Annotated in this window: 21 protein-coding genes and 1 pseudogene; 4 read left to right on the top strand and 18 right to left on the bottom strand. The window is 38.1% G+C overall.

The window, feature by feature from the left end:
* The first annotated feature begins 1 nt into the window (after position 1).
* Entirely contained in the window at positions 2-712 is a 711-nt protein-coding gene (locus tag IM793_RS01020; protein ID WP_193419331.1) for an OmpA family protein, read from the top strand.
* Positions 713-1171: 459 nt separating this feature from the next.
* On the opposite strand, the gene IM793_RS01015 is transcribed toward IM793_RS01020, so the two are convergent.
* The 15 genes and pseudogenes from IM793_RS01015 to IM793_RS00950 all read right to left on the bottom strand — a co-directional run bounded on the left by IM793_RS01015 (position 1172) and on the right by IM793_RS00950 (position 16680).
* Entirely contained in the window at positions 1172-2131 is a 960-nt protein-coding gene (locus IM793_RS01015; RefSeq protein ID WP_227256095.1) for an HNH endonuclease, read from the bottom strand.
* A 27-nt stretch (positions 2132-2158) separates the two neighbouring features.
* A complete protein-coding gene (locus IM793_RS01010; protein WP_193419330.1) occupies positions 2159-5308 on the bottom strand; it encodes a DEAD/DEAH box helicase in 3150 nt (1049 codons plus the stop codon).
* A 3-nt stretch (positions 5309-5311) separates the two neighbouring features.
* Positions 5312-5734 carry a (deoxy)nucleoside triphosphate pyrophosphohydrolase gene (locus tag IM793_RS01005; protein ID WP_227256094.1) on the bottom strand — a complete coding sequence of 141 codons (423 nt, stop codon included), beginning with the start codon at positions 5732-5734 and terminating at the stop codon, positions 5312-5314.
* 211 nt (positions 5735-5945) lie between these two features.
* The gene (locus IM793_RS01000) at positions 5946-6848 is read right to left on the bottom strand and encodes a TlpA disulfide reductase family protein (RefSeq protein ID WP_193419329.1); all 903 of its coding nucleotides are present in this window, start codon (positions 6846-6848) and stop codon (positions 5946-5948) included.
* 615 nt (positions 6849-7463) lie between these two features.
* A complete protein-coding gene (locus tag IM793_RS00995) occupies positions 7464-8003 on the bottom strand; it encodes a thermonuclease family protein (RefSeq protein WP_193419328.1) in 540 nt (179 codons plus the stop codon).
* Positions 7985-8194, bottom strand: coding sequence for a hypothetical protein (locus IM793_RS00990; RefSeq protein WP_193419327.1), 210 nt, complete (start codon positions 8192-8194; stop codon positions 7985-7987). The genes IM793_RS00995 and IM793_RS00990 overlap by 19 nt, the downstream gene beginning before the upstream one ends.
* Positions 8195-8253: 59 nt before the next feature.
* Positions 8254-9099 carry a hypothetical protein gene (locus IM793_RS00985; protein ID WP_193419326.1) on the bottom strand — a complete coding sequence of 282 codons (846 nt, stop codon included), beginning with the start codon at positions 9097-9099 and terminating at the stop codon, positions 8254-8256.
* Positions 9100-9110: 11 nt separating this feature from the next.
* On the bottom strand, positions 9111-10439 hold the full coding sequence (locus IM793_RS00980) for a beta-carotene 15,15'-monooxygenase (RefSeq protein WP_193419325.1): 1329 nt from the start codon (positions 10437-10439) through the stop codon (positions 9111-9113).
* Positions 10440-10471: 32 nt separating this feature from the next.
* Entirely contained in the window at positions 10472-10924 is a 453-nt protein-coding gene (locus IM793_RS00975) for a DUF6804 family protein (protein WP_227256093.1), read from the bottom strand.
* Between the two features lie 442 nt (positions 10925-11366).
* Positions 11367-12389 carry an IS110 family transposase gene (locus tag IM793_RS00970; protein WP_193419324.1) on the bottom strand — a complete coding sequence of 341 codons (1023 nt, stop codon included), beginning with the start codon at positions 12387-12389 and terminating at the stop codon, positions 11367-11369.
* A gap of 473 nt (positions 12390-12862) precedes the next feature.
* Entirely contained in the window at positions 12863-13927 is a 1065-nt protein-coding gene (locus IM793_RS00965; RefSeq protein ID WP_193419323.1) for a type I restriction endonuclease, read from the bottom strand.
* A 150-nt stretch (positions 13928-14077) separates the two neighbouring features.
* Entirely contained in the window at positions 14078-14743 is a 666-nt protein-coding gene (locus tag IM793_RS00960) for a response regulator (RefSeq protein ID WP_193419322.1), read from the bottom strand.
* A gap of 11 nt (positions 14744-14754) precedes the next feature.
* Positions 14755-15843: a sensor histidine kinase gene (locus IM793_RS00955; protein ID WP_227256109.1), complete on the bottom strand. Its 1089-nt coding sequence runs from the start codon at positions 15841-15843 to the stop codon at positions 14755-14757.
* Positions 15844-15906: 63 nt separating this feature from the next.
* A pseudogene (locus tag IM793_RS25080) lies at positions 15907-16200 on the bottom strand (tetratricopeptide repeat protein); the annotation flags it as partial.
* A gap of 285 nt (positions 16201-16485) precedes the next feature.
* Positions 16486-16680: a hypothetical protein gene (locus tag IM793_RS00950; RefSeq protein ID WP_193419320.1), complete on the bottom strand. Its 195-nt coding sequence runs from the start codon at positions 16678-16680 to the stop codon at positions 16486-16488.
* 376 nt (positions 16681-17056) lie between these two features.
* On the opposite strand from IM793_RS00950, the gene IM793_RS00945 reads away from it, so the two are divergent.
* Positions 17057-18304, top strand: a complete 1248-nt coding sequence (locus IM793_RS00945) for a hypothetical protein (protein WP_193419319.1) — start codon at positions 17057-17059, stop codon at positions 18302-18304.
* Here IM793_RS00945 and IM793_RS00940 read toward each other — a convergent pair.
* On the bottom strand, positions 18276-19256 hold the full coding sequence (locus IM793_RS00940; protein ID WP_193419318.1) for a hypothetical protein: 981 nt from the start codon (positions 19254-19256) through the stop codon (positions 18276-18278). The two genes, IM793_RS00945 and IM793_RS00940, sit on opposite strands and share 29 nt — an antisense overlap.
* Before the next feature lie 10 nt (positions 19257-19266).
* Positions 19267-21471, bottom strand: a complete 2205-nt coding sequence (locus tag IM793_RS00935) for a peptidase domain-containing ABC transporter (RefSeq protein ID WP_193419317.1) — start codon at positions 21469-21471, stop codon at positions 19267-19269.
* Positions 21472-21585: 114 nt separating this feature from the next.
* On the opposite strand from IM793_RS00935, the gene IM793_RS00930 reads away from it, so the two are divergent.
* Positions 21586-22701: a sensor histidine kinase gene (locus tag IM793_RS00930; protein WP_193419316.1), complete on the top strand. Its 1116-nt coding sequence runs from the start codon at positions 21586-21588 to the stop codon at positions 22699-22701.
* Positions 22702-22732: 31 nt separating this feature from the next.
* Positions 22733-23443 (top strand): LytTR family DNA-binding domain-containing protein, encoded by a 711-nt coding sequence (locus IM793_RS00925; RefSeq protein ID WP_193419315.1) that lies wholly within the window; start codon positions 22733-22735, stop codon positions 23441-23443.
* Here the strand turns inward: IM793_RS00925 and IM793_RS00920 are convergent.
* Positions 23440-24132 carry a hypothetical protein gene (locus IM793_RS00920; RefSeq protein ID WP_193419314.1) on the bottom strand — a complete coding sequence of 231 codons (693 nt, stop codon included), beginning with the start codon at positions 24130-24132 and terminating at the stop codon, positions 23440-23442. The genes IM793_RS00925 and IM793_RS00920 overlap by 4 nt on opposite strands.

Genomic DNA, 24132 nt, shown 5'->3' with positions numbered 1-24132 from the left:
TATGGCATTTGATTTAAATAAAAACGATGGTTCTCAAAAAGAACCATCTAAATTTGATCTTTCTAAAAGAGAGGTTGAGAACCCAGCTCCAAGGTCATGGGCGTGGTTAATTTGGTTGCTTGGGATACTGGTTGTTGGTGGTGGTATCTGGTATTATTCATCTAATAAAACGTTAGATACTGTTGCAAAAGAACCTACCCAAAATGTTTCTTCAGATCCGGCTGGCGCGGCTACGGCCATAACACCGGCAAAAGAAAAAGTTGATAGTACAGACACAACAACTGCGCCGATAAAGGCTTTGGGAACTGAAGAAAAATCAAACAAAAAAGATAGTCTGAATGATGCTTCGCCTGAATTAGAAACTGCAGCACTCAAAGCATTGAACCATACGGTACCGGTAACATTTGTTCAAGGCTCATCATCTTTTGCAAACACCAACAAAACTTTAATCAAACGCATTGTTGCTTATTTGATCAAAAACCCAACGGCATCCATCCATGTTGATGGTTATGCCAGCAGCGATGGCCCTGTAACCCTAAACCAACAGATATCGCAGGCGAGGGCCGATGCATTTAAAAATCATTTAACGGCATTAAATATTGAAGCAAGCCGGATAAGTACAACAGGAAAAGGCATTGAAAATCCGATTGCCTCAAATAACACCAATGCTGGAAGAAAAAAGAACAGGCGTGTTGAAATTACATTGCTATAAGTTAACCATTTAAGAAAAACCTGTGGCAAAAAAAAGAACCAGAAAAACAAAACAAAGAGGTTTTAAAGAAATCTTAATCTTATTGGGGATGCTGTTTAGCAGCATCCTTTTTATTATCAAAATAATTATCGGGCGCATAGGCTGGTTAGAAGTTTTTGCTCCTGTGATCATCGTATTTTTGATCCTTTTCCTTCTTTCTGTATTAAAAACGGCAGTGAGAAAAGTGTAGCTCAAAAACAAAAGTTTAATAAACCCTGTTCCAACGGTTATAATCAACAGTTAGGGCAGGGTTTATGGGTTAAGCCTGTGGCATGGTAAAGTCGCCCAGGTACTGACTGTCAGACACCACATCGTTTTCGCGCTTTAACGCCAAAAGCCAAGGCACAAAATACATCGCCGGCAAAGGTATTGCCTACAATTGTCGTGTACGTTAAAGCTGCCCGGAGTGCTTTGTTTTACTTAATCCTTAAAGATATTTTTCCGATGCCATTCTATTGCATCAATTTCAGGATATTGGGTTGATTTGTTCGGTAATAAAATTCTCGGCCCAGTTAATGCATGTAAAGCATAAGGATGATTAGTGTTTTCGATAAGGTGTTTAGAAACTAAAATGGTATAATCATTAGTTATGCTAACCAGACCACGATCGAATGCTCGATGCAGATTTGGGCAGAGGGCAATGCCATTGGTTACTTTATCATCGTGCGTTTCACTAAATGGTATAATATGGCAGGCATCTATAAAACTATACCCAAAGGTATTGCTTAATTGCATACCCGTAAAACTGCATTTATTCCCATAAATTTTCGGCACCAATTTCTTAAATAATCCATTCCTAACGAAAACATCTTCTTCGGTATTGATGATCATTCGTTTGTATATGGCTTCAGGCTCATTTAACACAAAATCTTCCTGATCGTGCAGGTAGCCTTCACCATGGTTTTTAGCCGCAATAAAACCGACTTTACTTTCTGCAAAATATGTATCAAGCAACAATGTAGTTGCTATGGCCCTATTATTGGGGTTGCTGAGTAATATAAATAGTTCTGATTCAAAATAACCAAAGGCACAGGTTTCACTTAAGCGGGTTACCGATTTAATGTGTGCATTAATTTGCATGCCTAAATTAGGCTGTAAAATCCAAAAGGGCATACCTTCCACTTTTTCGCTCTGCAAATAATAAAAAGGCTGTGTAAAATCGGCCTGATGTAAAGTAGGCACGAGCAATAACCAGTTTTCTTTAAAAGTGGCTACAAGATTTGCATTTACTTCGAACTGATTATTGGTGACCACACCTTTTTCAATAAGCTCAATTAAGCTTAGCAATAAAACAGGTTTATGTGGCGCTAAACCATATGGTGTTACACCGCGTTTGAGGCGGGTGAAAGCTTTGAGGTATTTTTGGAGACTAAGGTTCAAAATAATTTTAAAATAGGGATGTACTAATTAAGCCTGCGCTAATTTAGCACTATCTTTCCAAATGTAGGCGGGCATGGGTTCTTCTAAAAGCCATTGGATATTCATGGGTTTGTCTCCTGCACTTTCTAAAAAGCCAGCTTTACCTAAAAAAACATAGCCCATCGTATTGCTAAATTCATCTTCATTCTGTTCCCGCACAAATATTAAAATATGTTTATTCGATTTTTTCTGTTCAATATATGATTTCCCCTTTGGTGAAGTTGAACTGGTTGCATTTTGTGATTGCCAATGAAATAGTGTTTCATTAATGGCGTAATCATCATACAGCGTTGTCGGAGAATATTCTTTTTCTGATTTTTTTAGCGTAATGAATAAGGCTTCAGTATTCAATTTACTGTTTAAAGCAACTCCTTCTCGGTTAGAAGAGGCTTTTTCAAATTGATGCAACTGTAGCGCAACTAAAATCTGATCTCTGTTGTAGCGGCTGTGTACCTGAAGTGGAAAAGCAAAAGGCAGTAATATAGGCTTTTCTACAAACTTAACTTGGTTAATCAAATAATGAATTACTTCTTTTAATTCAGCAAGCATAACCGGATTAGATTTAATTGCTAAAAAATATTCTTCCAAGGTTTTTAAGCTTGTTTTTTGATCCAACTGAAAGAAGTCGTAATAAAACATCAGCGCCATCAATCTTTGTTTTTCTGTTAGATCTCTTATTTTAAAGTCGTTTTGAATAAGGTTTATAAGAAAATTAAAGTAGGAAATCGAGTTAGATTGCATCAGTTTTTTAATACCTTTAGTGATCTGAATTTCTAATGACTCTTGAAAATTTTCGATTAATCCAGCATCTGCACATAACCTGTTCCAACTACCTTTTTTGTAAAGAGTGGCTAGCTCCAAGCCTGTAAAATGGAGAAAGTTTTGTAATGATAATTTTAGTGTGGACTGGTGTTTAAAATTTTGCAGTTTCACAATGAGCTGTCTGCGGTTAAGGACAGTAGCATCTTTGATATTGGCTAGGATAACCGCTTTTGCTTTTTTCTCTAGAATAATGCTACACCCAAGTGGGAGATGTGGAAAGTTTTCTTGTACCTCCTTCAAAATGGGTGTATTTGTTTTACCTACTAGTGCCCTAAATTTATGTTCAAAATCATATTCAACCCTAGCCTGCCCAACAAAATCGAGTACAGTTAGAAAATCTTTATGCTCTGCTAATCGCAAGCCTCTTCCTAACTGTTGCAAGAAAATGGTTAAACTTTCTGTTGGTCTTAAAAATAGTACAGTATCCACCTCGGGAATATCGATCCCTTCATTAAACATATCTCTAACAAATAGAAAATTGATTTCTTTATTGAGCAGGCGATGGCGTATACCATCCCGTTTAACTGCTGAATCATCCGAAGTAAGATAATCAGCTTTCCAGCCATAAAGAACAAATTTTTCGGCCATGTATCGTGCATGTTCTTTGCTCACGCAAAATCCAAGCGCCCTTACCTCATTCACATCTGTAAGGTATTTTTCGCAGTTAGAAATGATTTCCTGCACACGGCGGTCATCAGCGGTATAAATCTTTGTCAGTTCTTTATGTTCATATTTGCCGTTTTTCCATTGAACCCTATTCAGGTCTACAGAATCCGACAAACCAAAATATTGAAATGGAGTAAGCAGTTTGCTATTGAGCGCTTCGGGTAATCTGATTTCTGCGGCAATGGTATGATCGAAATCTTTTAAAATATCCACTGCGTCATTTCTTTCGGGGGTAGCGGTTAAACCAAGTAATATTTGAGGACTAAACTTCTCTAGCACCAAACGATAACTATTCGCGGAGATATGATGTACTTCATCGATGATGATAAAGTCATAAAAGCCAGCGCTGAGTTTCAAGTTGGGTAGGCGGTTGTTGAGTGTTTGTACCGATGCGAAAACATGTTCGTACTGCAAGGGTTCCATTCCATCTACCCAGAGGTCGCCAAAATTAGCATCACGCAATACATGGCGAAACATATCTTGTGCTTGTTCTAAAAGTTCCTTCCGATGCGCAATAAATAAAAGTCTAGCTTGTGAATTATTGGCTTTAAATCTTTTGTAATCGAAGGCTGAGATTACCGTTTTACCAGTACCCGTTGCGGCAACAATCAAATTTTTAAAGCGATGGTGATTAACCCGTTCAGATTCGAGTTGCTCCAAAATCTCCTGTTGGAAATGTTTTGGCGTAATATCGAAGAAAGAAACAATACCTCGTTGATCGCGACTTCTTTGCTGTTTTAGCGAAGTGCTGAGTTTCAACTGATCGGTGCCGAACACATAGGGTTCAAATTCTTTATCGGCCCAATAGGTGTTGAATGTCTTTTTGAACTTATCAATAATATGCCCAATTTCCTTTTGGGTAACTTTTAAGTTCCACTCTAGGCCATTGGTGAGTGCCGAGCGTGAAAGGTTGGAAGAGCCAATATAGCCTGTATCAAATCCCGATTTTCTTAAAAATAGATAGGCCTTAGCGTGCAATCGCTCGTGCTCGGTATTGTAAGAAACCTTGATTTCGGTATTTTTCAAGCCTGATAAAAATTCTATTGCTTTTACATCCGTTGCCCCCATATAGGTGGTGGTGATAATTTTCAGTTTACGGCCGCTGTTGGTAAATGCTTCTAATTCATCCTTAAAAATCCTGATACCCGAAAATTTAATAAAGGATACGAGCCAGCATATCTCATCTGCCGAGAGGATTTCCTTTTTAATTTCACTTTCTAAAGAAATGCCTGCATTGCTACCTGTAAACAGTTCGCTTTGGCTTAACCGGGTATAGGGCATAATTTGCTTCACGCGCTCTTTTAAGTCAGGGAATGGCGAATCTTCAATAGATAAAACGGCTTCTAATAATTGCCCTTCGGAGGTAATGAGGTTATTGGTTAATGTTAAATCGGGTAGCGCCGAGATCAGCACTTGGATGATCTGATTGGATAGTTCGATTTTCTTTTGGATACCCCCCTGATCCCCTTCCTTGATCTGTTGCAATGCAAATTGAATGGTTTCAGAAAGATAAAGACTTAGGTATCTGGCTGCTTCCGATTTATCAAGTATCGTTTTTTGTATGAAGAATTTCTCTTCATCCATTTGGTCGAGTTTTGAAGCAATTAATTTGGTGATCAATTTTTCGTACAGACCGAGTTCAAATGGCATATCTTATTTGTTGAACGTATTTAAATAGTGTTGAGCAACCGGGATATCGGCCTCTGCCCAATCCAAATCTAACAAGTTATTTGGATTTAGCCAACGGAAAGCTTGATGTTCGGTAAGTTTTATCTTTCCCTTTTCAATCTTACAAATAAAAGGGATTAAGGTAATGCTAAAGCTTTCATAGTTATGAATAAACTCTGGCAATTTACTAATGACGCTTATCTCTACATACAGTTCTTTCCGTATTTCTCTTATGATCGCTTCTTCTTCAATTCCTCCCTGTTCTATTTTGCCCCCAGGGAATTCCCATTTTAAAGGTAAAGATATGTTAGCAGCTCTTTGGGTAACCAGTATTTTATTTTGCTGGGATATTATAATAGCGCAGCTTACTTGTATTATTTTTTTAATATTAGCTTTATCTAAAGGCATGTCATTAATTGAAAAGAATGATTACCATTGGCTTAGTTTTTCCCGTTTAAATAAGCCAATCAATGAGCTTTAAAGGAAGGTTTTTGTCATGCCTTTTATTTTGTCGGTTGATAGTGTAATTTCATACAGCTAAGTTAAAATCTAAACGCAAAATCATTGTTTTTATCGCCCATCATGACAGTGAAATCTCTGTGCCAGACCGATTATAAAATCAAAGTGAAGCCGCTATCTTTTTCTCAAGTTCAGCTTCAAGCTCTTTATAGTACCCATTGTATGATTGCGCAATTTTTCCTTGACCATCTATTAGGTAAAAAGATGGATAGCCATCAAAGGGGTAAGTTTTCTGTACGGATCTATCTGCTGTAAAACTTGGTGAGGAAACATTTTCCCTTCGGTCAAAGCGGGCAACAATTTCGCCGGTATCAATGGGGTAAATATTTATGATCTTTAGATTGCGATCTTTAAATTTTTCGTCCAACCTGTTCAACATCTGCGCTGCCCCCACACAGTGCGGACACCCTATCAGGCTAAAGTTTATAAGAACAACTTTTCCTTTTAAAGTTTCATTGTCAAGTTTCAGCCCCTTCAGATCAAATGCATTCAGCTGCGGTGCAAGCAATCCATTTTTCAGAAATTTAACCGGCTCTCTTTTCTTTGGTAATCTGAAATAATCTGGGATTGTAGCTGAACTCAAATCAGGAAAACTTGTTTGGTTGATTTTATACTCACTATAATTATGAATCTCAATTAACCCGAAATCACTGCCGTCATTCGCTTTGCCTTTGAACATACTGATAATCTTGATAGGTAGCAGGGATTTTTTATCAATTATAAACTTACTTATAATGTAATGGTGTTGGTTGTTATCGATGGTATCCTTCTCAATTACTTCGACATTAGCATAGGTGTTGGCATTGATAACGGTATCTGTTATTGAAAATGCTTTGTTTTTTGATGAGCCACTTACTTTTTTCATCTTATCAGACCAATAAATCAGTGTTCTGGTATCCTGTCCTGATATAGCCTCTTTTTGAGCGGAATATGTACTATCTCCGTAATTTAATGTTAAAAGTTTAATGCCATCAAAAGCGTATTTTACATTTTTTCCTTCCAAATTGTACTTGCCTATTTCGTGCTTTTTCTCCTCTGCCGGTATTAATTTGGATTTAATTGTATCGCCATAAAATTGATCCTGAAATGAAAATTTCGTTTCGACAACATCTGTATAGCTCAGGTTTTTTGAGCTATTTATTTTATTTGAAGATTTTAATAATATCTGCGCTTCTGTTTGAGCAACAACTAATATGAACAACGGAGAAAGCATGAATAAAAATTTGTGGAACGTCCTTTTCATCCCTCTAATTTAGCCATATTAATTCTGAAACTTTAAGGGTGAATACTTTTAGTTCTACTTATCTTGTAATTTGGGTATAACCCCAAAGATGAGGGGACCGTTATCAATGAAATTTCGCAATCGCTACTTGATGATCTACTTTAAACTATATAGTTTCTCCTGCACCTTTTCATTCCTAACATCCAGTCGTTCATCTATCCGTCCGGATAAACCAGAAAGTTAGAAGATAATTTCTTTGCCCTGAAACTTTATAGTCTGCCTGATGGTGTAATATAAAGCATTTTACGATTTTTCATCTATATCATCATCTGCTACGAACCCGGGATGGAAAGGAAGCTTTCTTTCGTAAAGTAAAGCGCAGCATTCAAAGATGAATTACTTTTTATTGAGGGAAAAAACCAAACTATGCTTTGTTTCTCGCCACTCCCAAGGAGCTACGGCACTGCTATCCTGCCATAAACCTATTTTATTTTTCCTTGCGTTTATCTCCAACTGCGCATAGAGCGGATCACTCGAATATTTTTTAAAATGCCAGGCCATGCCCAGTTTAAGCATTTCCTGATTAAGCACCTGTTTTTTATCGTTAATCACTACGGCAATCAGTCTTTTATAGCGGTCGTATTTTTGGCCCTGAACCTTTACCATTTGCCCGAAACACAGATTGGACAGGGCTTGTTTGGCTTTGGTACCAAAAGGCTGGTGGCCACGTTTCTCGGGGCAATCGATATGCGCCAAACGGATTTTGACGGGCTGGTTTTGGTATAATACTTCCATAGTATCGCCATCTAAAATCCGGATGACCTTTGCTGTAAAAACAAGATTACTGTAATTGATGCCTTTATTTCCAGCTGGCTGGATGAAGCAGGACTGAAGCGTGAGCAACAACAGCAGCAGGCTTAGTTTTCCCAGCCGCATAGTGTTTTGCCGTCTTTTTTGGCTTTTTCGATATCAATCTTTACAATTTTATAGGTACAGTTACTTAAACCTCGACAACCGGAGGTAATGTGGTATTTTTTAGCGCCAGGACTGTTGCATACATACACGGTTGTGGTTTCTTTGCAGGTAGCATTGGCCAAGAAAAAGATAAGTAAGGAAAGTGTTTTCATGATGAGGGGAATGATTTAATAAAAATAAATGGATATTTAATAATAGTTATAATTTTTAGCTATTTAATAATCTGTTGTATAACAGGGTCTAATGCAGCCGGCAAATCATTTGTTAGTAAATCAAATTTCTTCACTTTCATCTCTTTAAACCAATCACTCCAATACTGCTTAATCACATCTTCTTCATAGGGATTTTTAATGGAAGGATTGATGCCTAACACTATAATTTCGAGCTCTTTTAAATTATAAGGGAAGGCAATAAAACCAAGGTTATTTTTCTTCATAATGCTTTGGTAATCTGCAGCGGTGAGCTTTTTCGAACGGAGAAATTCTGGAGTAATATAAGAGCTTTTACCGCCATCCACGATAATGCTATTCGCATGGTACATGTAACCATCAGTTAGTATTACTAAAATATTCCGATGCTCTGGTTTAATGCAATACAGTTGCACATTGCTTTTAAAAAACCTCCAGATATCAGAGCCCACATAATTATGGTCTTTAATAGCGCTCTGGTAAATTTTTGCAGGGTTATCGTTATACACCTTATCTATATTCAGGAAATCCTTTTTACTGGTCTTGGGGTTAAAATCGACTTTTAACTGTTCACTAAGCTGATTAATACTGGGAATATTGGGCAGGGGATTAAAGAAAACCTGCATCTGGTCTTTTAACAGGAGCATCTTTTTCCCCTTTACATGGTTAATAAATGCTTTTTGTACTGATTTTATATATTGCAAGTCGCGCTGGTAAATCCCGGGATTCTTTTTAGGATCTATCCGATCGGATAAATCCAATAAAAAGCTAATATTGAGATTCTGTTTTGCTGGCTGGGCTTTACCCTCTTTCGCAAAAGCAGTTGTAATTAAGAGCGGCAGTAATATGTTTAGTAATGTTGACTTCATGATGTTAGGGCTTATAAAGTAGTGACATAAACAGAATTTTGCGAATCTTCACTGGCTCCTACATTTTTAAGATTTTCCTGATAACTCTCCATGCATTCATTTTGAAGAACAACTTTTTCATGTTGTGAAATGCGCAGTTTTTCGTTAACGAATGTAATCCAGCCCTGCATATATTCTGAAGCATATAACACGTACTCTTTGGTGGGAATAATTACGGCATCAATAATATGCTGAAGTGCTTTAACCCGTTCTTGAGCTGCAACTGAGTCTGTTTTGAATTTATTAAGTTCCTCGAGCAATTTTGCTTTTTGAATTTCAATATCGCTTATCCTATCCTGATGGATCTGAATGTCTTTTTTTCTCCGCAGCTGTTCGTGTTTGATTTTGTCTTTCTCGCGGTGTTCTTTCATGATAAAGTCGAACACTACTCCCCAGATGAGGTACACCACAAAACCGGCAAAGATGATTCCCCAGAACTGGATTTTTTCTGCAGCAATGGGAATATTAAAATTGGGGTCATCCATAGTTTTATTTAGATCATAAATCTTTTCTTCAATTTGGTAAGCCAAAATGGCATCAAAAATAAAGGTGATAGTAAAAAGTAGTCCGATCTTGAAATAGTTCCATATGCTTTTAACCTCTCTGAACATGTGGATTAAATAACCCAGTCCTAAAAACACAAAAGGGATAAAGGTTACAAAAGCACCTTCCAACGATCCATCATGCCAGGCCTTTTCAAAAGCTTTCGAATCGAGCACATTCATGATGATGGTGCTATTGGCATCAAAGGGTTTAAAAAAGGCAGAATAAGAGGTAGAAATATAAAAAGTAAATAAATACAGGCTTAAAGGCATGAGGATGATTAAACCGATCCAAAACTTGCCTGAAGCACCTTTTGAAGCACTGATGTGGTATTTTTCGGGATTCCGGGGCAGGTCGTTGATTTCGAATTTTAGCTCTTCGATATTATCTTTTACCGCCCTGATATCGGTTTCTACCTTGTTAATCTGCTGTTCTTTACTTTCTTTGCTGATTACCAGTGTTTTTATTTCGGTTTCTTTAGTTTTCTGCTCATTGATATAAGGTTCTTTCGCTAGCTGCTGCTTTTCTACCAGTTCTTTTTCTTCATTTTGAAACCTGGCGTAAATGGCGTTCAAACAGATCGAAAGCGCCAGTGGACTACCACTATTTCTCGATCCATCCCTAAAGCCGGCTTCGTGGTAAGTTCTTTTTCTTACTTCCTCCTCTTGTTCGGTAGCCGGCTCCTTAATCTCTACATTTTCGTCCTGAGGCGCATCGGCTGTTTTTGGGTTAAAAAATTCTTCTATTTGGGCAATCATAACATTAAGTTTTAGTTTGATTTATAATGTGATTATTGTATTTCTTTTTTTGACGAAACAATCCGGTCTCTGGAGTATGTTTTTTGAACGGGTAAAATTTCAGTCTCTTTTTCGTCTTGTTTTACAGGTTCACTTTTCTTATAAAAAGCAATGATTAAAAACAATAGTCCGGTGATGATATCAAGTGGGATCCAGATGCTTTTCCGATGCAGGTAAATGGGAAACAGAGGATTAAAAAGAATGAGTATAAGTGCAAAAACAATTACCAGGTTGTAGTTCTTTTGTTTGATCCAGCTGTAAATGAATATCAATGCCCCTAATGAAATAATGTTACGGAGAAAGGTGTAATACCCTATCGGCAATCTTAATATGGCAACAAAACAGGCTATGGCACAAATGGCACCTACAAGCCTTGGCAGCATTACACTGCTATTGTGCTGACCTTTTTTTGCAACTGATGGTTTAACCGGATCCTTCGTGATCATTTTTTATTGTGGTTTAATGATTCAAAAGTACCCTGATCAAGAGGGCTTTCCTTACGGGAACCCGTAAATGAGAACTACTATTTAATGCGATTAAAAAAATAAATACCGGCGGCAGAATTAATAAAACGAGTCGTCATCTCGACTGTAGTGCAGCGAAATGGAGAGATCTATCAAGGCAGATTTAGCTTCGCTGAGCACTTCGTGGTTCTCGACTGCGTTGCACTCCGCTCTAAATGACGGTAACTTGAGAGAATTTTTATAAGTAGATTGATTACTGTAATTTATATCGATTTTTATAAAATAAATTACCCCTCAGGATGATAAACGCTTTTTCAACCACAGAGATTCACAGAGATAAACACGGAGAACACAGAGGGGATTAAATTAGGTGATATAGATTTCTCCACTGCGGTCGAAATGATTGTTATGATAAAAACAAATTTTAAGCAGCTATATTATAGTTATTTTTATAACTAGCCTGATTTTTTATAACTGCTGCAACTCTCAATGCTATTTTGTTTCTAACGGCATTAATTATGCTCATGCTGTGCTTCCCTTCATCCTTTTTTCTATTGTAATATGTTTTGAATTCTTCATTATGTTGAATTAGAGATAATGCACACATATGCAGCAATCTTTTAAGCTCTTTATTGGCCATCCGGTGTACTCTGGTTTTACCTTTGATACTTATACCACTGCTGTGTTCAAATGGTACAACCCCCGCATAACAGGCCAGTTCTTTTCCACTGGGCCGCCCTGCAAAATTCCCAGTGCAGCCAATCAGGTATACTGCGGTAACATGTCCTATCCCAGGGATACTGAGCAATAATTTGTAGTTCTGCTTGAAACCCTGGTTTCCTGTGATAATTTTTTTGATCTGATCTTCGAGGTTCCTGATTGACTTTGCTATACCCTCAATTGCATTTTTAAGTGCTTTTTCAATCAGTTTCTGATGTTCTTTACCATTGACATTGCCAAGTTCTTTTACCGAAACGCTAATGCCGGACCTTTGTTTGAGCAGCTTTGTCCTCGCTGATATCAGATCTTTCAAGAGCATCAGCTCGGGATCCAGGGCAGCTGTAGCCTTTAGGTCATCCGCTTCCTTAAATGCATAGTTGCATAAACGGATACTGTCTATTTTATCATTTTTGCCCCTTGCTATCCCAAAGCTCCATTTGATATGGGCTGCATTGCCAATATGGATGGGCAGATTTCTGTTGCTGCAGAAAGTCCATATTAAACGGTGATAAATCCCTGTATTTTCCATGACAACCAGGGAGTTCCCATTGAATGTGGTTTTCTGAGATTTCAACCACTTCTCAAATAGCTTTATCCCTGGCGCGGTGTTGTCAAACCGTGCGGTGGCTATTTCCTGTTTTACATGGTTCACAACGGCCATCAATGCAACATCGAAGTGCGGTTTGGAAATATCAATACCGATAAAAAATTTTGTAGTGGCAATCATCCTGTTATTTTTTATGTTTGTAGTGGTTACCTAAGTTTTACCCCATCGATCCTAGTCCTTAATAATGAGTATTGCCCTAATTGTTATCTGGTCACTAAGGGAAAAAATGGTAGCGGATTGAATCATTTCATAGGCATAAAAACCTTGACGAATTTTAATGTGCCGCTACCATTTTAGGTAATCTGCTAATTAATTTAAGTAGAACAAATATTAAGTTTTCCTAAATAATATATCATTACAAATCTAAAGGACGATGAGCGGTGAGGGTTTTGCAAGCTTAAATGATCTTATATTTCTTATATGGTTGAAAATAAGAATGTGCTGCTTGTTAATCGTTATAAAAGATCCTTCGACTCCGCTCAGGATGAAAAATAGAGAAGGATTTTATGCGTTTAAAAATGAGAGATTGCCCTGCCTGCTACCAACACAAACGGTGGAGCAATCCCTGCATTTTTTGAGTATTGAGCGGGTAATTAATAATTTTCCAAAGTTTGATGCAATTGAGCCCTGTAATCGTAAAGTTCATCAAGGTTGAACAACTGTTTTTTCTCACCGGCATCTTTGCCGTTCTGAAAAGTTTCGAGGTATTTATTGGCGGTATTAAAGTGGAACCTGCAGATGGGTTTCCGGTTATTGTCGTCCAGTAATACGCCAAAGTAAGATTGGGTATCGCGGGCTGCAATCCGTGCCGAAGGGATCTTCTCGCGTAAAATGGCCTTTACAATCTGGAAGGCTTCCAACTCTTCTTCAGTGGTTACGATTTTAGAAGCATCAGGATCTTCTATAACAGGAATTGCTTTGTCCTCTTCCTTTTTCTCGATTTTCTCATTGATATTTAATGCCGATTTTAAGCGGTCGCTGATCGATTCGTTGATGGAAATAGCCAGGGCCTTTTTGGTATACTCTTTAAAGGCGATCATCCGGTTTGCCGTTAAAGGTTTATCAAAAAACCGGTTCACCAGTAATTTTACCATTTCATCAGATGGGGTGTCTATTTCTTTTTCAAATTCTTTTCTGATGGCCTTGATGTATTTTAAACCTTCGGCCGAATCGAGAATGGTTTCTAAATTGTATTCGTTTTTGGTAAAACTTTCGAGGATTTTAAGCGCATTATCTTTCAGGTCTTCAATATCGATGGTCAGAAAAGGCTTCTCATCCATAATATTCGGTTTTTCTAAATCGGCGTAAAAATTGTATACTGTACCGTTGGTTAATACGCCGAAACGTGCTTTCGAAACATGGTAATAGCGGTGCAACTGAGAGTTGTGTGCATCGGCACTTTCTTTCCAGTGTTTGCATTCGAAAATGAGGATGGGCTCATTGTTTTTTCGGATCACGTAATCTACCTTTTCTCCTTTTTTAGTGCCGATATCGCAAATGTGTTCGGGGATCACTTCTGTAGGGTTAAAAATATCGTAACCAAGGATTTGAATAAAGGGCATTACAAATGCATTTTTCGTAGCCTCTTCGGTATTGATCTGATCTTTTAATCCGACCACCCGTTGATGAAGTTGTTCTAATTTAAGCTTAAGGTCCATTTGATTTGGCTTTTGAGTTTTTTGATCAAATGTAGAGCGGCTGTGATTGTTTTCCTTACGGGAAACCATATTCTGGTTGGGTTAACCGGGATTAATCGACTTGGGGCTAGTAGACTGCTAAACGCTCTGCGCTAATCGCCTGACGCAATCCTAAATAATCCCGATGTCTTTACAATAGGCAATAAGCTGCTCATTTTTGGAGAAGCCAAGTACCTCTTTCATCAGGTTAAGGCGTTTTTCGATACTACTCAGGCCTGAGGGTTTGATGTTGTTCTCTTGTAGATAGTATGGGATGTTTTTTTGTGGCATTCCATCAACCAGCTGAGAGATGATTGCAATATCGAGGTCGGTAAAATCGTGAGAATTATTTTCTTTTCTGGCCTGTTTTAAATCAGGCGAAAGATATTTTTTATGGTTATGGATAGCCGATATGGCGAGGCGTAAGTACTGCCCATCGTGACGGGCTTTGCGCACATACCCATCAATATGCATTTCTTTAAATAACATGTCGATAACTGCCGGCCTGTTTTCTCCGGAAAATACCAGGGTTTTTAAATTGGGTTGCACCTCTTTGGCGGCTTTGATGAGTTCGGCACCTCCGTCGATTTTTTGCGGGTTATGATCTTCTTCGAAATAGAGATCGGTGATTAACAGGTCATAAGGTCGCTCTTCTCTAACGGCATTTTTAATCCACGTAAGTGCATCGTCGCAATAATATACATATTCGGGTTTTTCGACACCTATTTCGGCCAATGTTTTTTGCAGGGAAATATTCTGTGTTTCTTGATCTTCGGCAATAAGTATTCTTTTAAACATATTTAATACAATTAGGAAACCGGAAAAGAGATTTGGATTTTAAGCCCCTTTTCAACTTTGGTATCAAAGGTAATTGTACCACCAATTGCATCAATACGGTTTCCCGTATTTGTTAAGCCATTTTTAGGTTGTGGCTTACCCGCAATGCCAATACCGTTATCGGTATAATAAATGTTTATTTTTTGTTCTGCCTGCTCAAATTTGATCACCACATCGCTTGCCTGACTGTGTTTGCCCATGTTTACCATCAGTTCCTGAAGGATGTGCTCTATTTCATCTTTGGCCTTTTCAGAAACTTTTTCCCACAATGGGGCCGAATTCCCAACCAGTATTACCCTGGTATTTTCGGAAGCGAATGACTTTAACAGATTAAATATTTTTTCGTGAAAGTTCTGATCTTTGGATTTTGGTTTCTCGTAAGAGAGGTCACGCGATTGTTCGTAAAGTTCCTCTATTTCGTTAACAATTGGATTGTCTTTTAAGGTTTCCTGATTATCGAGTTTGCTCATGATCCTGTACAACCCGTTGGCAACCACATCATGTACTTTTTGGGAGGTTTTAAGCTTATTATCGCGGATGGTGTTTTGAGCTTCGAGTTCTAATCGTTGTTTTCTTTTTTTATACCAAAGGGTACCAACAATAATGAGTAGAAGAATACCGATAATGAGTATGATGATCTGATACCTTTTGCCTTCGTTGTCTTTTTGCAGCACGAGGTTATCGGCTTTGCTTTTTTCAGTGTCGTAACGGATCAGTGCGAATTGGTTTTTGGCAGCATTGCGGGCAATTTGGACACTATCGTTTAGTTTTTCGTAAACATTGAAAAAATGTTTTGTTTCTTTGGGTGGACTTAGTTTTATGAGTTTCTGTAAAGCTTCAAGCTGATCATCTGCGCTTTTTATTTCTTTAGCCACATGATACATTTTATTTGCATAAAACAATGCAGAATCGGATTGCTTTTGGATATAATAATCTGCAAGATGTGCGTAACTTGAGTTTTGTCCCCATTGATCATTGATTTTCTCCCGGATATGCAAAGCTTTTAAAAAGTTTGCTACTGGATTGTAATTTGGGTTTTGGCGCCATTTCGTCAAAGACATATTAGTTAATACGCGAGGAAATGAATTACTATCGTTTGTAAGGCTTTTATTTTTTATTATTTTTTCAAAATAAGATAGTGCTTCACTATATCTTTTTTGATCGGATAAATTAATTGCCAAATTACTTATGTATATCACTCGAGATTTTTCCTTATTTGCAAGATCGATAGATTGAATATAAAAATGATCCGCTTCGGCGTATCTTTTTAAATGATGAGCTACTTTGCCAAGATTATTATAATTAGAGGATAATATCTCTTTTTGATTTTCATAGTTTACATTGAGATATTGTATTGCGGATAATGATATCTCTTGACTCCCAAAATAATCATTCTGGTCGCCACTTATGATAGCCATATTTATTAAACTTTTGGCTACTCCCACACTATCATTGCGATTTAGGAATTCTTCCTTGGCTCTATTAAAATAAATAAAGCTACTATCAGGAATATCATGCTCAGAAAAATACCACGCTTTCTCGTAATAGGGATTATTAATACTGGTCAGATTTTCGGTCTTATTGTTCTTACAAGACAGGATTATGAGTAAGAGAAGAGGCGCTAAATAGTTTTTCAAATTGTTTTTATTTAATCCTCTAATTTAAAAAAAAATACGGGCAAATTTTTGCCCGTATTATAGATACTATCTTGGAGGGTTATTTCCTGTATCACCACCAGTATCGTCACCAGGTTCACCATCTCCTGGGTCCGTACCTGGATCGCCAGGGGTGTTACTGTTGGTACTTACGGTTGTACCGCTGTTGTGGTTACAGTTGCTGCTTGTATTCGATGGGCTTACTAAGCCTAATAATATGGCAATAAAAAATGGAATAAACATGATTCAAAAATTTAAAAAGTGATGTACACGTAGTTCCCCACGCCCCATGCGTGGGGGTTGCTACAAACTGTAAATCAGAAGGCCTTCTGAAATTTTTGGGAAGTGTTTGAGTGTCTGTCGCGGGAGCCAATAACTGCTTCCCAAACCGGCTAATAACTACCGCGATTTCTACTCTTTTAATAAATTAATTTTTTGCTTAGATTTAAATATTGAATCGCCGCTTGAACTAATTGTTGAACAAAGATGGCGGGTTCAAAAAGCTAATTGCCAGATAATTCCTATTCTACATGAAATACTTTTTTAATTCTTTTGGATTCCGGAAAACCGTAAAAATTCCTGAAATACCGTTTTTACTTTTATGCTAAATTTTTTGAAAATGCCTGAAGATTATCAAGACTTAGTATTAGCTACCTATAAAAAGAAATGTGAAGAAAGGAAGCTCCATTTGAACCTATTAAAGCCAACTGTAGTAAAACTAAAAAAGGAGTGCCTTAAGAAGTATGATGCTAGTGATGAAGCTAAAGACGTATTCTCGGGCTTTTTTGATAAAGACAAGATGGATAATATCTCCTTGATTTTATCAAAAGCCGATCCTGGTGATTTTAGACCGTTGCTAAATCATATAAATGGTGCAACAAAGAGAACTGATGAAAAGAATAGTGAACTTTTAGCTTGGTTAATAGATTTTCAGCCTAGACCAAGTACAACTTATTATAAAAGTTTTGATGGGGAGCACCAAAATGAAATAGAAGAAATTATAGGAGCAACTGATGTTGAATTGGAAGAAATAAAGAATGAGATAATTAGAGATAATGATAAAGGAGAGCAGAAGCTTGAAAATGGAGGGTATAATATAATTGAAGAATTAGACAAAAAAAAAGAGGTAGAAAAGGAAATAAAAGAATCAAATACTAATAAACTGATTGGTGAAACAGAAAATAAAGGAAAAAAGGAGCCTGTGGTTAAATCAACCACTCCTTCTGTAAAAATTAATGAAGGAGATAAAGACACAGGCAGCCCCATAAATGTACATCGCCCTGAGGATCCAGTTTATGAATATCGTTTCTCACCCCGCTACATCACCATTGCCTGTATTATTTTACTATTTGTTGGAACCACTTCTTTTGTAGCTTGGGAAAATAGCACCTCTTCAGTTAGAATGCCTAATGCTGATGAGAAATGTATGTATTGGAATGAAGATCATTACGAACCTGTAAAATGTAATGCACAAATTGCTAATGCTACAATAATCCCATTAGATCTTAAAAAGTTACAGCGTCAAAGAAAGATTAATCTATCAGATACCCTAACCAGCTATTCGTTGGGTAAAGTATGGTATAAAGGTTTTGTAAAGGATCATGAATTTTTTACAGCTGCGGGCCCATATCCTACCGACACTACAAGGGTTTTAAAAAAGCTTTCACCCATAATTTTAGCAAAATACATCTCCAATAATAGATACCTGCAAACCCGTTTAATTTGGTTATCGTATGCAATCATTTTTGTAGTATTATGTGGCTTTGGCGCAAGTAGGTTAAAGAAAGAAGTAAAACCGCCCGTGGAAAAACCACAGGCTGAAGAAGAGCCATTAAACTTTACACAGCAACAGCCTGTAAATTGTTAAGGTATAGGGAAACACTTTCCTGTACCTTTTTTAAATCTTCGCATTCGTGTTGTGCTAAAACCCGGATACTTTGTAACAGTAGGTTTTCTTTTAGTTTGTTATAATCAGGCGAAATTTCTTCGTCTTTTAAAAAGATGCTGATGTTGTTTAAAAAAGCTTCCTGTCCTTCTTTAAAATAAGAGGCTTTTACGTACATCCAGTTGTAGAGAATGCTGCGGTTATAGGTATCGGTTTCCATGGTTTCCAATAACTCCTTAAAAAAGAAATCGTAGTAAAACAGATCGCCAAATGGTGTTTCCTGAGCCGTACTGTTTAAAATAGCCAATTGTAGAAATACCGAATCGAGGGTATTTTCCATCATCTGCCTGATTTGGGTAAACTTTTTATGGTTCCATTCCCTGGTATATAATCCGTCGGTATTTCCGCTGATGATAAACCGGATTACCGAGCGCATTAAAGTAAAACCTTCCAGGTATTTTTTACTGCTGAACAAAATCCTGCAGATGTTCTGTAATTGCTCTATCCGCCTAAACTGCAATACTTCGTAACCTGTGGCTTCTAGTTTGGCACTTAACGATAAACCGGAAACCAATAAATCAATACCCGGTTTAAACTGCCCGGCTTTATAATGGTAATTTGCCCAGGCCGATATTTTAAAAAGATTGATTACCTGTTGGGGTTCGTCCTCAAAGTTTTCGTAAGCTGCATCGCCCTGCAGTAATACCGTAAGTGCTTCGGTAATTTTATTTTTCCGGCACAATACCACAGCCTTAAAATAGGTATCGGCTATTTCAGAAATGCGGTTGTTCATTTCGTGCCCCATTTTTTTCACTGCTTCGGCATTTAATAAGGTACTAAATACGCCCCGCTGTGGTTTGGCAAATTTATCTGCTATTTTATGCTGTTCGTTCAAGCTTAAGGTTTCGATAAATGATATAGTTGCTTTTTTCATGGCCTGATGATTAATTTCCTAACTCCAGTTGATTTTTGATCAGTTCGTAATAATAACCGCGTTTGGCAACCAGCGCGCTATGGTCGCCCTGTTCTACCACATTGCCGTTATCGAGCACCAGGATGTTATCGGCATTTTTAACGGTGCTTAAACGGTGCGCAACAATAAGTACGGTTTTACCTTCGAAAAAGTTATACAAACGTTCCATAATGACCTTTTCGTTTGACGAATCGAGCGAGCTGGTGGCTTCATCCAGGAAAATATATTCAGGATTTTTATAAACCATACGGGCAATTAAAACCCGTTGCCGCTGTCCGCCGCTTAAGCCTTTACCATCTTCGCCAATTTTAGTATAAATGCCCAATGGCTGAGTTTTAATATACTGATCGATATTGGCAATATGAATGGCGCGGTCCATCTCGGCCGGATCGGTAAATTCTTCGTTCAGGGCAATGTTGTTGGCAATGGTATCAGAAAAAATAAAACCTTCCTGCATCACCACACCGCAGTGCTGGCGCCAAAACCTGGGGCTAATCATGCTAAAGGGCAGGTTATCTACATAAATTTCGCCCGATGTAGGTTCATTTATTCTTTGTAACAGTTTTAAAATGGTGGTTTTACCGCTTCCGCTACTGCCTACAATAGCGGTGGTTTTGCCCCCTGGGATGGTAAAATCAAGATCATTTAAAACCGGTTTATTGCCGGCACCTGGATAAATAAAACTCATGTTTTTAATGTGGATACTCCGTCCGGGCGGCATTTTGTAAGTATAGTTTTTAGTCAGTGACTCTTCATCTTCCAGGTGCTGGATCTGCTCCAGTCTGTCCATACTGATCTGCGCATCCTGATAGGATTGTAAAAACGAAGCCAGTTGTACAATTGGGGCATTCATTTGCCCGATAATAAACTGAATGGCCATCATATCGCCCAGGCTTACCTGTTTATCGATCACCAAACGTGTAGCCAGAAACAAAATAAGGATATTTTTAGCCTGGTTAATAAAGGTAGCGCCTACCTGCTGGTATTGGCTGAGGGAGAGCGTGCTTACATTTAAACGAAAGAGCTTGGCCTGTATGCCTTCCCATTCCCATATTTTTTTGGTACCACAATCGTTTATTTTTATCTCATGGATTCCGTTTATAATCTGTAAAGTTTTTGCACGGTTCTGGGCCAATAATTCGAAACGCTTAAAATCGAGCTTTTTCCTTTTCTCCATAAAGATGTAAATCCAGGCAAAATAAATGGCACTGCCAATAATAAACACCATACAGATGGTTGGGCTGTAAATAAAGAGTACCACGCTAAAAACCACAAAGGCAATCATCATAAACAGGGTATTGAGCGTACTGCCTGTTAAAAGGTTTTCGATCCTTTTGTGGTCTTCTATCCGCTGTAAAATATCACTGTTAAGTTTCGTGTCGAAAAATGATAGGGGAAGGCTTAACAGCTTATTTAAAAAGTTTGATAAAATGGCGAGGTTAACCCTTGCGGTAATGTGGAGCAATATCCAGCCGCGCAGAAGTTCTACAGAGGTTTGTCCCAAAGTCATTAACAACTGGCCAAACAGGAGGATATAAATAAAATGCACATCATCTCCTTTTACGCCCACATCTACTAGGGCCTTGGTAAAGAAGGGGAATATGAGCTGGATTACTGCACCGGCAAGCAAGCCGGCAGCAAGTTGTTTGAGGAGTTTTTTGTAATGGAATACGTGTTTAAGCAGTACGCCCATGCTGCCCCGTTTTTCTACAAGGTCTTCTTCTGTCAGGTAAAAATCGGCTGTTGGACTTAATAATAAGGCTATACCAGCTGCTTTTTGATTAATGGAAGTGTAAGCCCAGTTATTTAAAAACTCATCGTGTGTATAAGCATGCAAACCACTGGCGGGATCGGATATGTAGACTTTCTTTTTGGTGATTTTGTACACCACTACAAAATGGTTTTTACGCCAATGGATAATACAGGGCAGCTGCCCACGGTTTTCGAGCTTTTCGAAGGTAATGTTGCCTCCTACAGACTGGATACCTATTTTCTCTGCCGCCTTGCTGATCCCTAACAGCGATACCCCCGTTTTACCGATCTGGCTCAGTGTGCGGATTTTTTGGATGGAGAAAAATTTACCATAAAACTTGGTGATGATCTGTAAACATGTAGGGCCACAGTCCATCACATCGTGCTGTTTATAATGCGGAAAATTAGCGAGCTGTATCTTCATTCTTGTAAATATTTAATTATAGGAAAGTCTAAAACCTTCTTATATATCAAAAGAAAAAATATATATTTATCTTTCAGCTTTTTTTCGACGAAATCACATTTAAATACTACAAAATTGGATATTATAGGTTCTGCCAAAGGGAATTTTAAGCGGGTGCAAGAGTTGGAATGGGATATTAAATATACAACCCCAGTCAGGATTACCCTACACCTCCTTTTATGGGTTTTACTCGGCTATATGTATTACCGCGGCTACAGCAAGTTCGATAAAACAATGGGCTGGTTTTTGGTAGGCAAAGACCTTGTTGCCGTAACCAGTATTTTTTATGTAGGGGCTTATTTTATACTCGACCGGTATCTATTTAAGGGGAAGTTTTTTGCCACCGTTTTATTTGTAGTGCTAGGTTATTTGTGGTGGGCAACACTTACCTTTTTAGTTTGCTTATACTTAAAAGCCAACCTTTCGCCCGATTCGAAACTGATGTTATATGCCAATTTTGTGGTAGATAACCACCTTATCGGGATCTTTACGGTTAAGATGTTCCTGTTTTATTTTCTGGATTTTTTATACCTGCTGTTCCCGCCGCTGAGTATTAAACTGATGAAATCTATTGTGGCGCAGAGCAATAAACGTATTGCGCTTGAGCGCGATAACCTGAACCTGGAGATCAACTTTTTAAAGGCACAGATTAACCCCCATTTTTTGTTCAATACCTTAAATAATATTTACCGCATGGTAAACAAAAAAGACGAGCAAACAGGGCCAATGGTGCTGCATCTGGCGGGTTTAATGCGTTATACCCTCTACGAATCGAACGATCCGGAGGTACTGTTATCGCGCGAAATTGAATTCATCAGGGATTACCTCGAGCTGGAAAGTATCAGGTATGGCGATGAGGTAGAGATTGACCTTGATATAGATAAGCCCGAAAAACCATTGCGCATTGTACCGCTTATTATATTTCCGTTTATAGAAAATGCTTTTAAACACGGTCCCGATGCCAGTATAGAATCGGCATGGATCAGGATCAAAATCAAAGTTTTTGACGAACAGCTTTATTTTGAGGTGGCCAACAGCTGTACCCACAGGCTTGCAAAAACAAAATTTGGTGGCCTCGGGATTGCCAACATTAAAAAAAGGCTGTTAATCCATTATCCTAACCAACACGAACTGATGATCAGGAACGAGCCAAACGAATATACCGTAACATTAAAACTGAATCTTAAATAACCAAACTTCATCCTCCTATCCAAATAACGCTATGACGCTTAAATGTTTAATTATTGACGACGAGCCTTTGGCCCGCGAAACCCTGGAAGAATATATATCAAAAATTCCATTTCTTGAACTGGCAGGCAGCTGCAAACACGTTTTCGAAGCGATAGAAATACTACAAAGAGAACAGATTGATGTACTTTTCTCTGATATCCACATGCCCGAAGTAAATGGCATTGAATTGATTAAAATGTTGCAACACCGCCCCTATGTAATCTTTATAACAGCTTATGCAAGCTATGCTGTAGAAGGTTTTGAGCTTGATGCGGTTGATTATATTGTTAAACCTTTTTCTTTTGAGCGTTTTTTCAAGGCGGTAAACAAGTGTTTAACCATGAGCCAGCAGAAAAACAATAAACCGGCCACCGATCAGTCTAAATATCTTTTCGTAAAAGATGGGCACAAACTGCACCGCGTACTTTTTGATGAAATCTGCTACATTGAGGCGATGAAAGACTATATTAAAGTGGTACTAAAAGACCGTAGTATTATTACGCACCTTACCATGAAACGGGTAGAAGACCAGCTTCCGGAAGAACAGTTTATCCGGATACAAAAATCGTATATCATCAACATCAACAGCTTAAAATTTATTAGTGGCAACATGGCAGAGTTGCATGATGTAAGTGATAAACTGCCTATAGGCAAACAATATAAAGATCTTATTTTTGAACGTTTTGGCCTTAAAAATGATTAATGAAGTATGCGGGCGAGTACGGTTTTATTCTCGAGCACTAAAGTAAGTTTGGCATCTAAATTTAAAATGGCCACATAGTTTTGATCGAGAATCGTTCCGGAAGCAGCTTCGATTGTACCGGTAAAATCGAGCATATTATTGGCTTTTAAGGGGCCAAGGGCAGTAAGTTTACCATATATTTCAAGGCCTTTTGCTACCTGATTATTGGGTTCTATTTTAAAGGCTGTGCCCTGTGCATTGCTTAATAAGCGTGCGTATTCGGTACTGATTTCGCCTTTAAATTTAAAAACCCCGTTAGAAGGCACCAGCATAGCCAGGGTATCGGTTTTTGCCGTACTGGTTAATGCACCCTCATCATAAAACAGTTTACCGGTAAAGGGTGCCCTGATGGTTTTACTTGTGCCATTGCTATCGGCTAAGGCAATGGCTTCCCCTTTTTTCACCGGTGCGCCGGATGATTTTAAAAACTCCTTTACATTTGAACTTTTAGAAAAGATAAAAGCATGCTGCCCGCGGTAAATCTGAACAGCGATAATCTTTTTATCCGGATAACGGGTAAAGGCCGATAATGCCCCCAACAGCAGTAATAGTAAAAGCAGACTTCCGCCGCCCGATTTTAGCAGCCATTTTGGAGGTTCGCCGACAATTTCTTTAATTTCTGCGCTGTAAACGTGTTCTGTCTTATCCAT

Origin of the sequence: Pedobacter sp. MR2016-19 (assembly GCF_014947265.1) — a bacterium.
Lineage (GTDB): Bacteria > Bacteroidota > Bacteroidia > Sphingobacteriales > Sphingobacteriaceae > Pedobacter.
The sequence above is the reverse complement of the archived record's forward strand: the minus strand, read 5'-3'. Positions and strand labels throughout refer to the sequence as shown.

Bases quoted from the DNA above. Each gene is read 5' to 3' on its own strand.
- IM793_RS01020 (WP_193419331.1), top strand. From the start codon at position 2: ATGGCATTTGATTTAAATAAAAACGATGGTTCTCAAAAAGAACCATCT.
- IM793_RS01010 (WP_193419330.1), bottom strand. From the start codon at position 5,308: ATGCCATTTGAACTCGGTCTGTACGAAAAATTGATCACCAAATTAATT.
- IM793_RS01005 (WP_227256094.1), bottom strand. From the start codon at position 5,734: ATGCCTTTAGATAAAGCTAATATTAAAAAAATAATACAAGTAAGCTGC.
- IM793_RS00995 (WP_193419328.1), bottom strand. From the start codon at position 8,003: ATGCGGCTGGGAAAACTAAGCCTGCTGCTGTTGTTGCTCACGCTTCAG.
- IM793_RS00990 (WP_193419327.1), bottom strand. From the start codon at position 8,194: ATGAAAACACTTTCCTTACTTATCTTTTTCTTGGCCAATGCTACCTGC.
- IM793_RS00985 (WP_193419326.1), bottom strand. From the start codon at position 9,099: ATGAAGTCAACATTACTAAACATATTACTGCCGCTCTTAATTACAACT.
- IM793_RS00980 (WP_193419325.1), bottom strand. From the start codon at position 10,439: ATGATTGCCCAAATAGAAGAATTTTTTAACCCAAAAACAGCCGATGCG.
- IM793_RS00975 (WP_227256093.1), bottom strand. From the start codon at position 10,924: ATGATCACGAAGGATCCGGTTAAACCATCAGTTGCAAAAAAAGGTCAG.
- IM793_RS00970 (WP_193419324.1), bottom strand. From the start codon at position 12,389: ATGATTGCCACTACAAAATTTTTTATCGGTATTGATATTTCCAAACCG.
- IM793_RS00965 (WP_193419323.1), bottom strand. From the start codon at position 13,927: ATGGACCTTAAGCTTAAATTAGAACAACTTCATCAACGGGTGGTCGGA.
- IM793_RS00960 (WP_193419322.1), bottom strand. From the start codon at position 14,743: ATGTTTAAAAGAATACTTATTGCCGAAGATCAAGAAACACAGAATATT.
- IM793_RS00955 (WP_227256109.1), bottom strand. From the start codon at position 15,843: ATGTCTTTGACGAAATGGCGCCAAAACCCAAATTACAATCCAGTAGCA.
- IM793_RS00950 (WP_193419320.1), bottom strand. From the start codon at position 16,680: ATGTTTATTCCATTTTTTATTGCCATATTATTAGGCTTAGTAAGCCCA.
- IM793_RS00945 (WP_193419319.1), top strand. From the start codon at position 17,057: ATGCCTGAAGATTATCAAGACTTAGTATTAGCTACCTATAAAAAGAAA.
- IM793_RS00940 (WP_193419318.1), bottom strand. From the start codon at position 19,256: ATGAAAAAAGCAACTATATCATTTATCGAAACCTTAAGCTTGAACGAA.
- IM793_RS00935 (WP_193419317.1), bottom strand. From the start codon at position 21,471: ATGAAGATACAGCTCGCTAATTTTCCGCATTATAAACAGCACGATGTG.
- IM793_RS00925 (WP_193419315.1), top strand. From the start codon at position 22,733: ATGACGCTTAAATGTTTAATTATTGACGACGAGCCTTTGGCCCGCGAA.
- IM793_RS00920 (WP_193419314.1), bottom strand. From the start codon at position 24,132: ATGGATAAGACAGAACACGTTTACAGCGCAGAAATTAAAGAAATTGTC.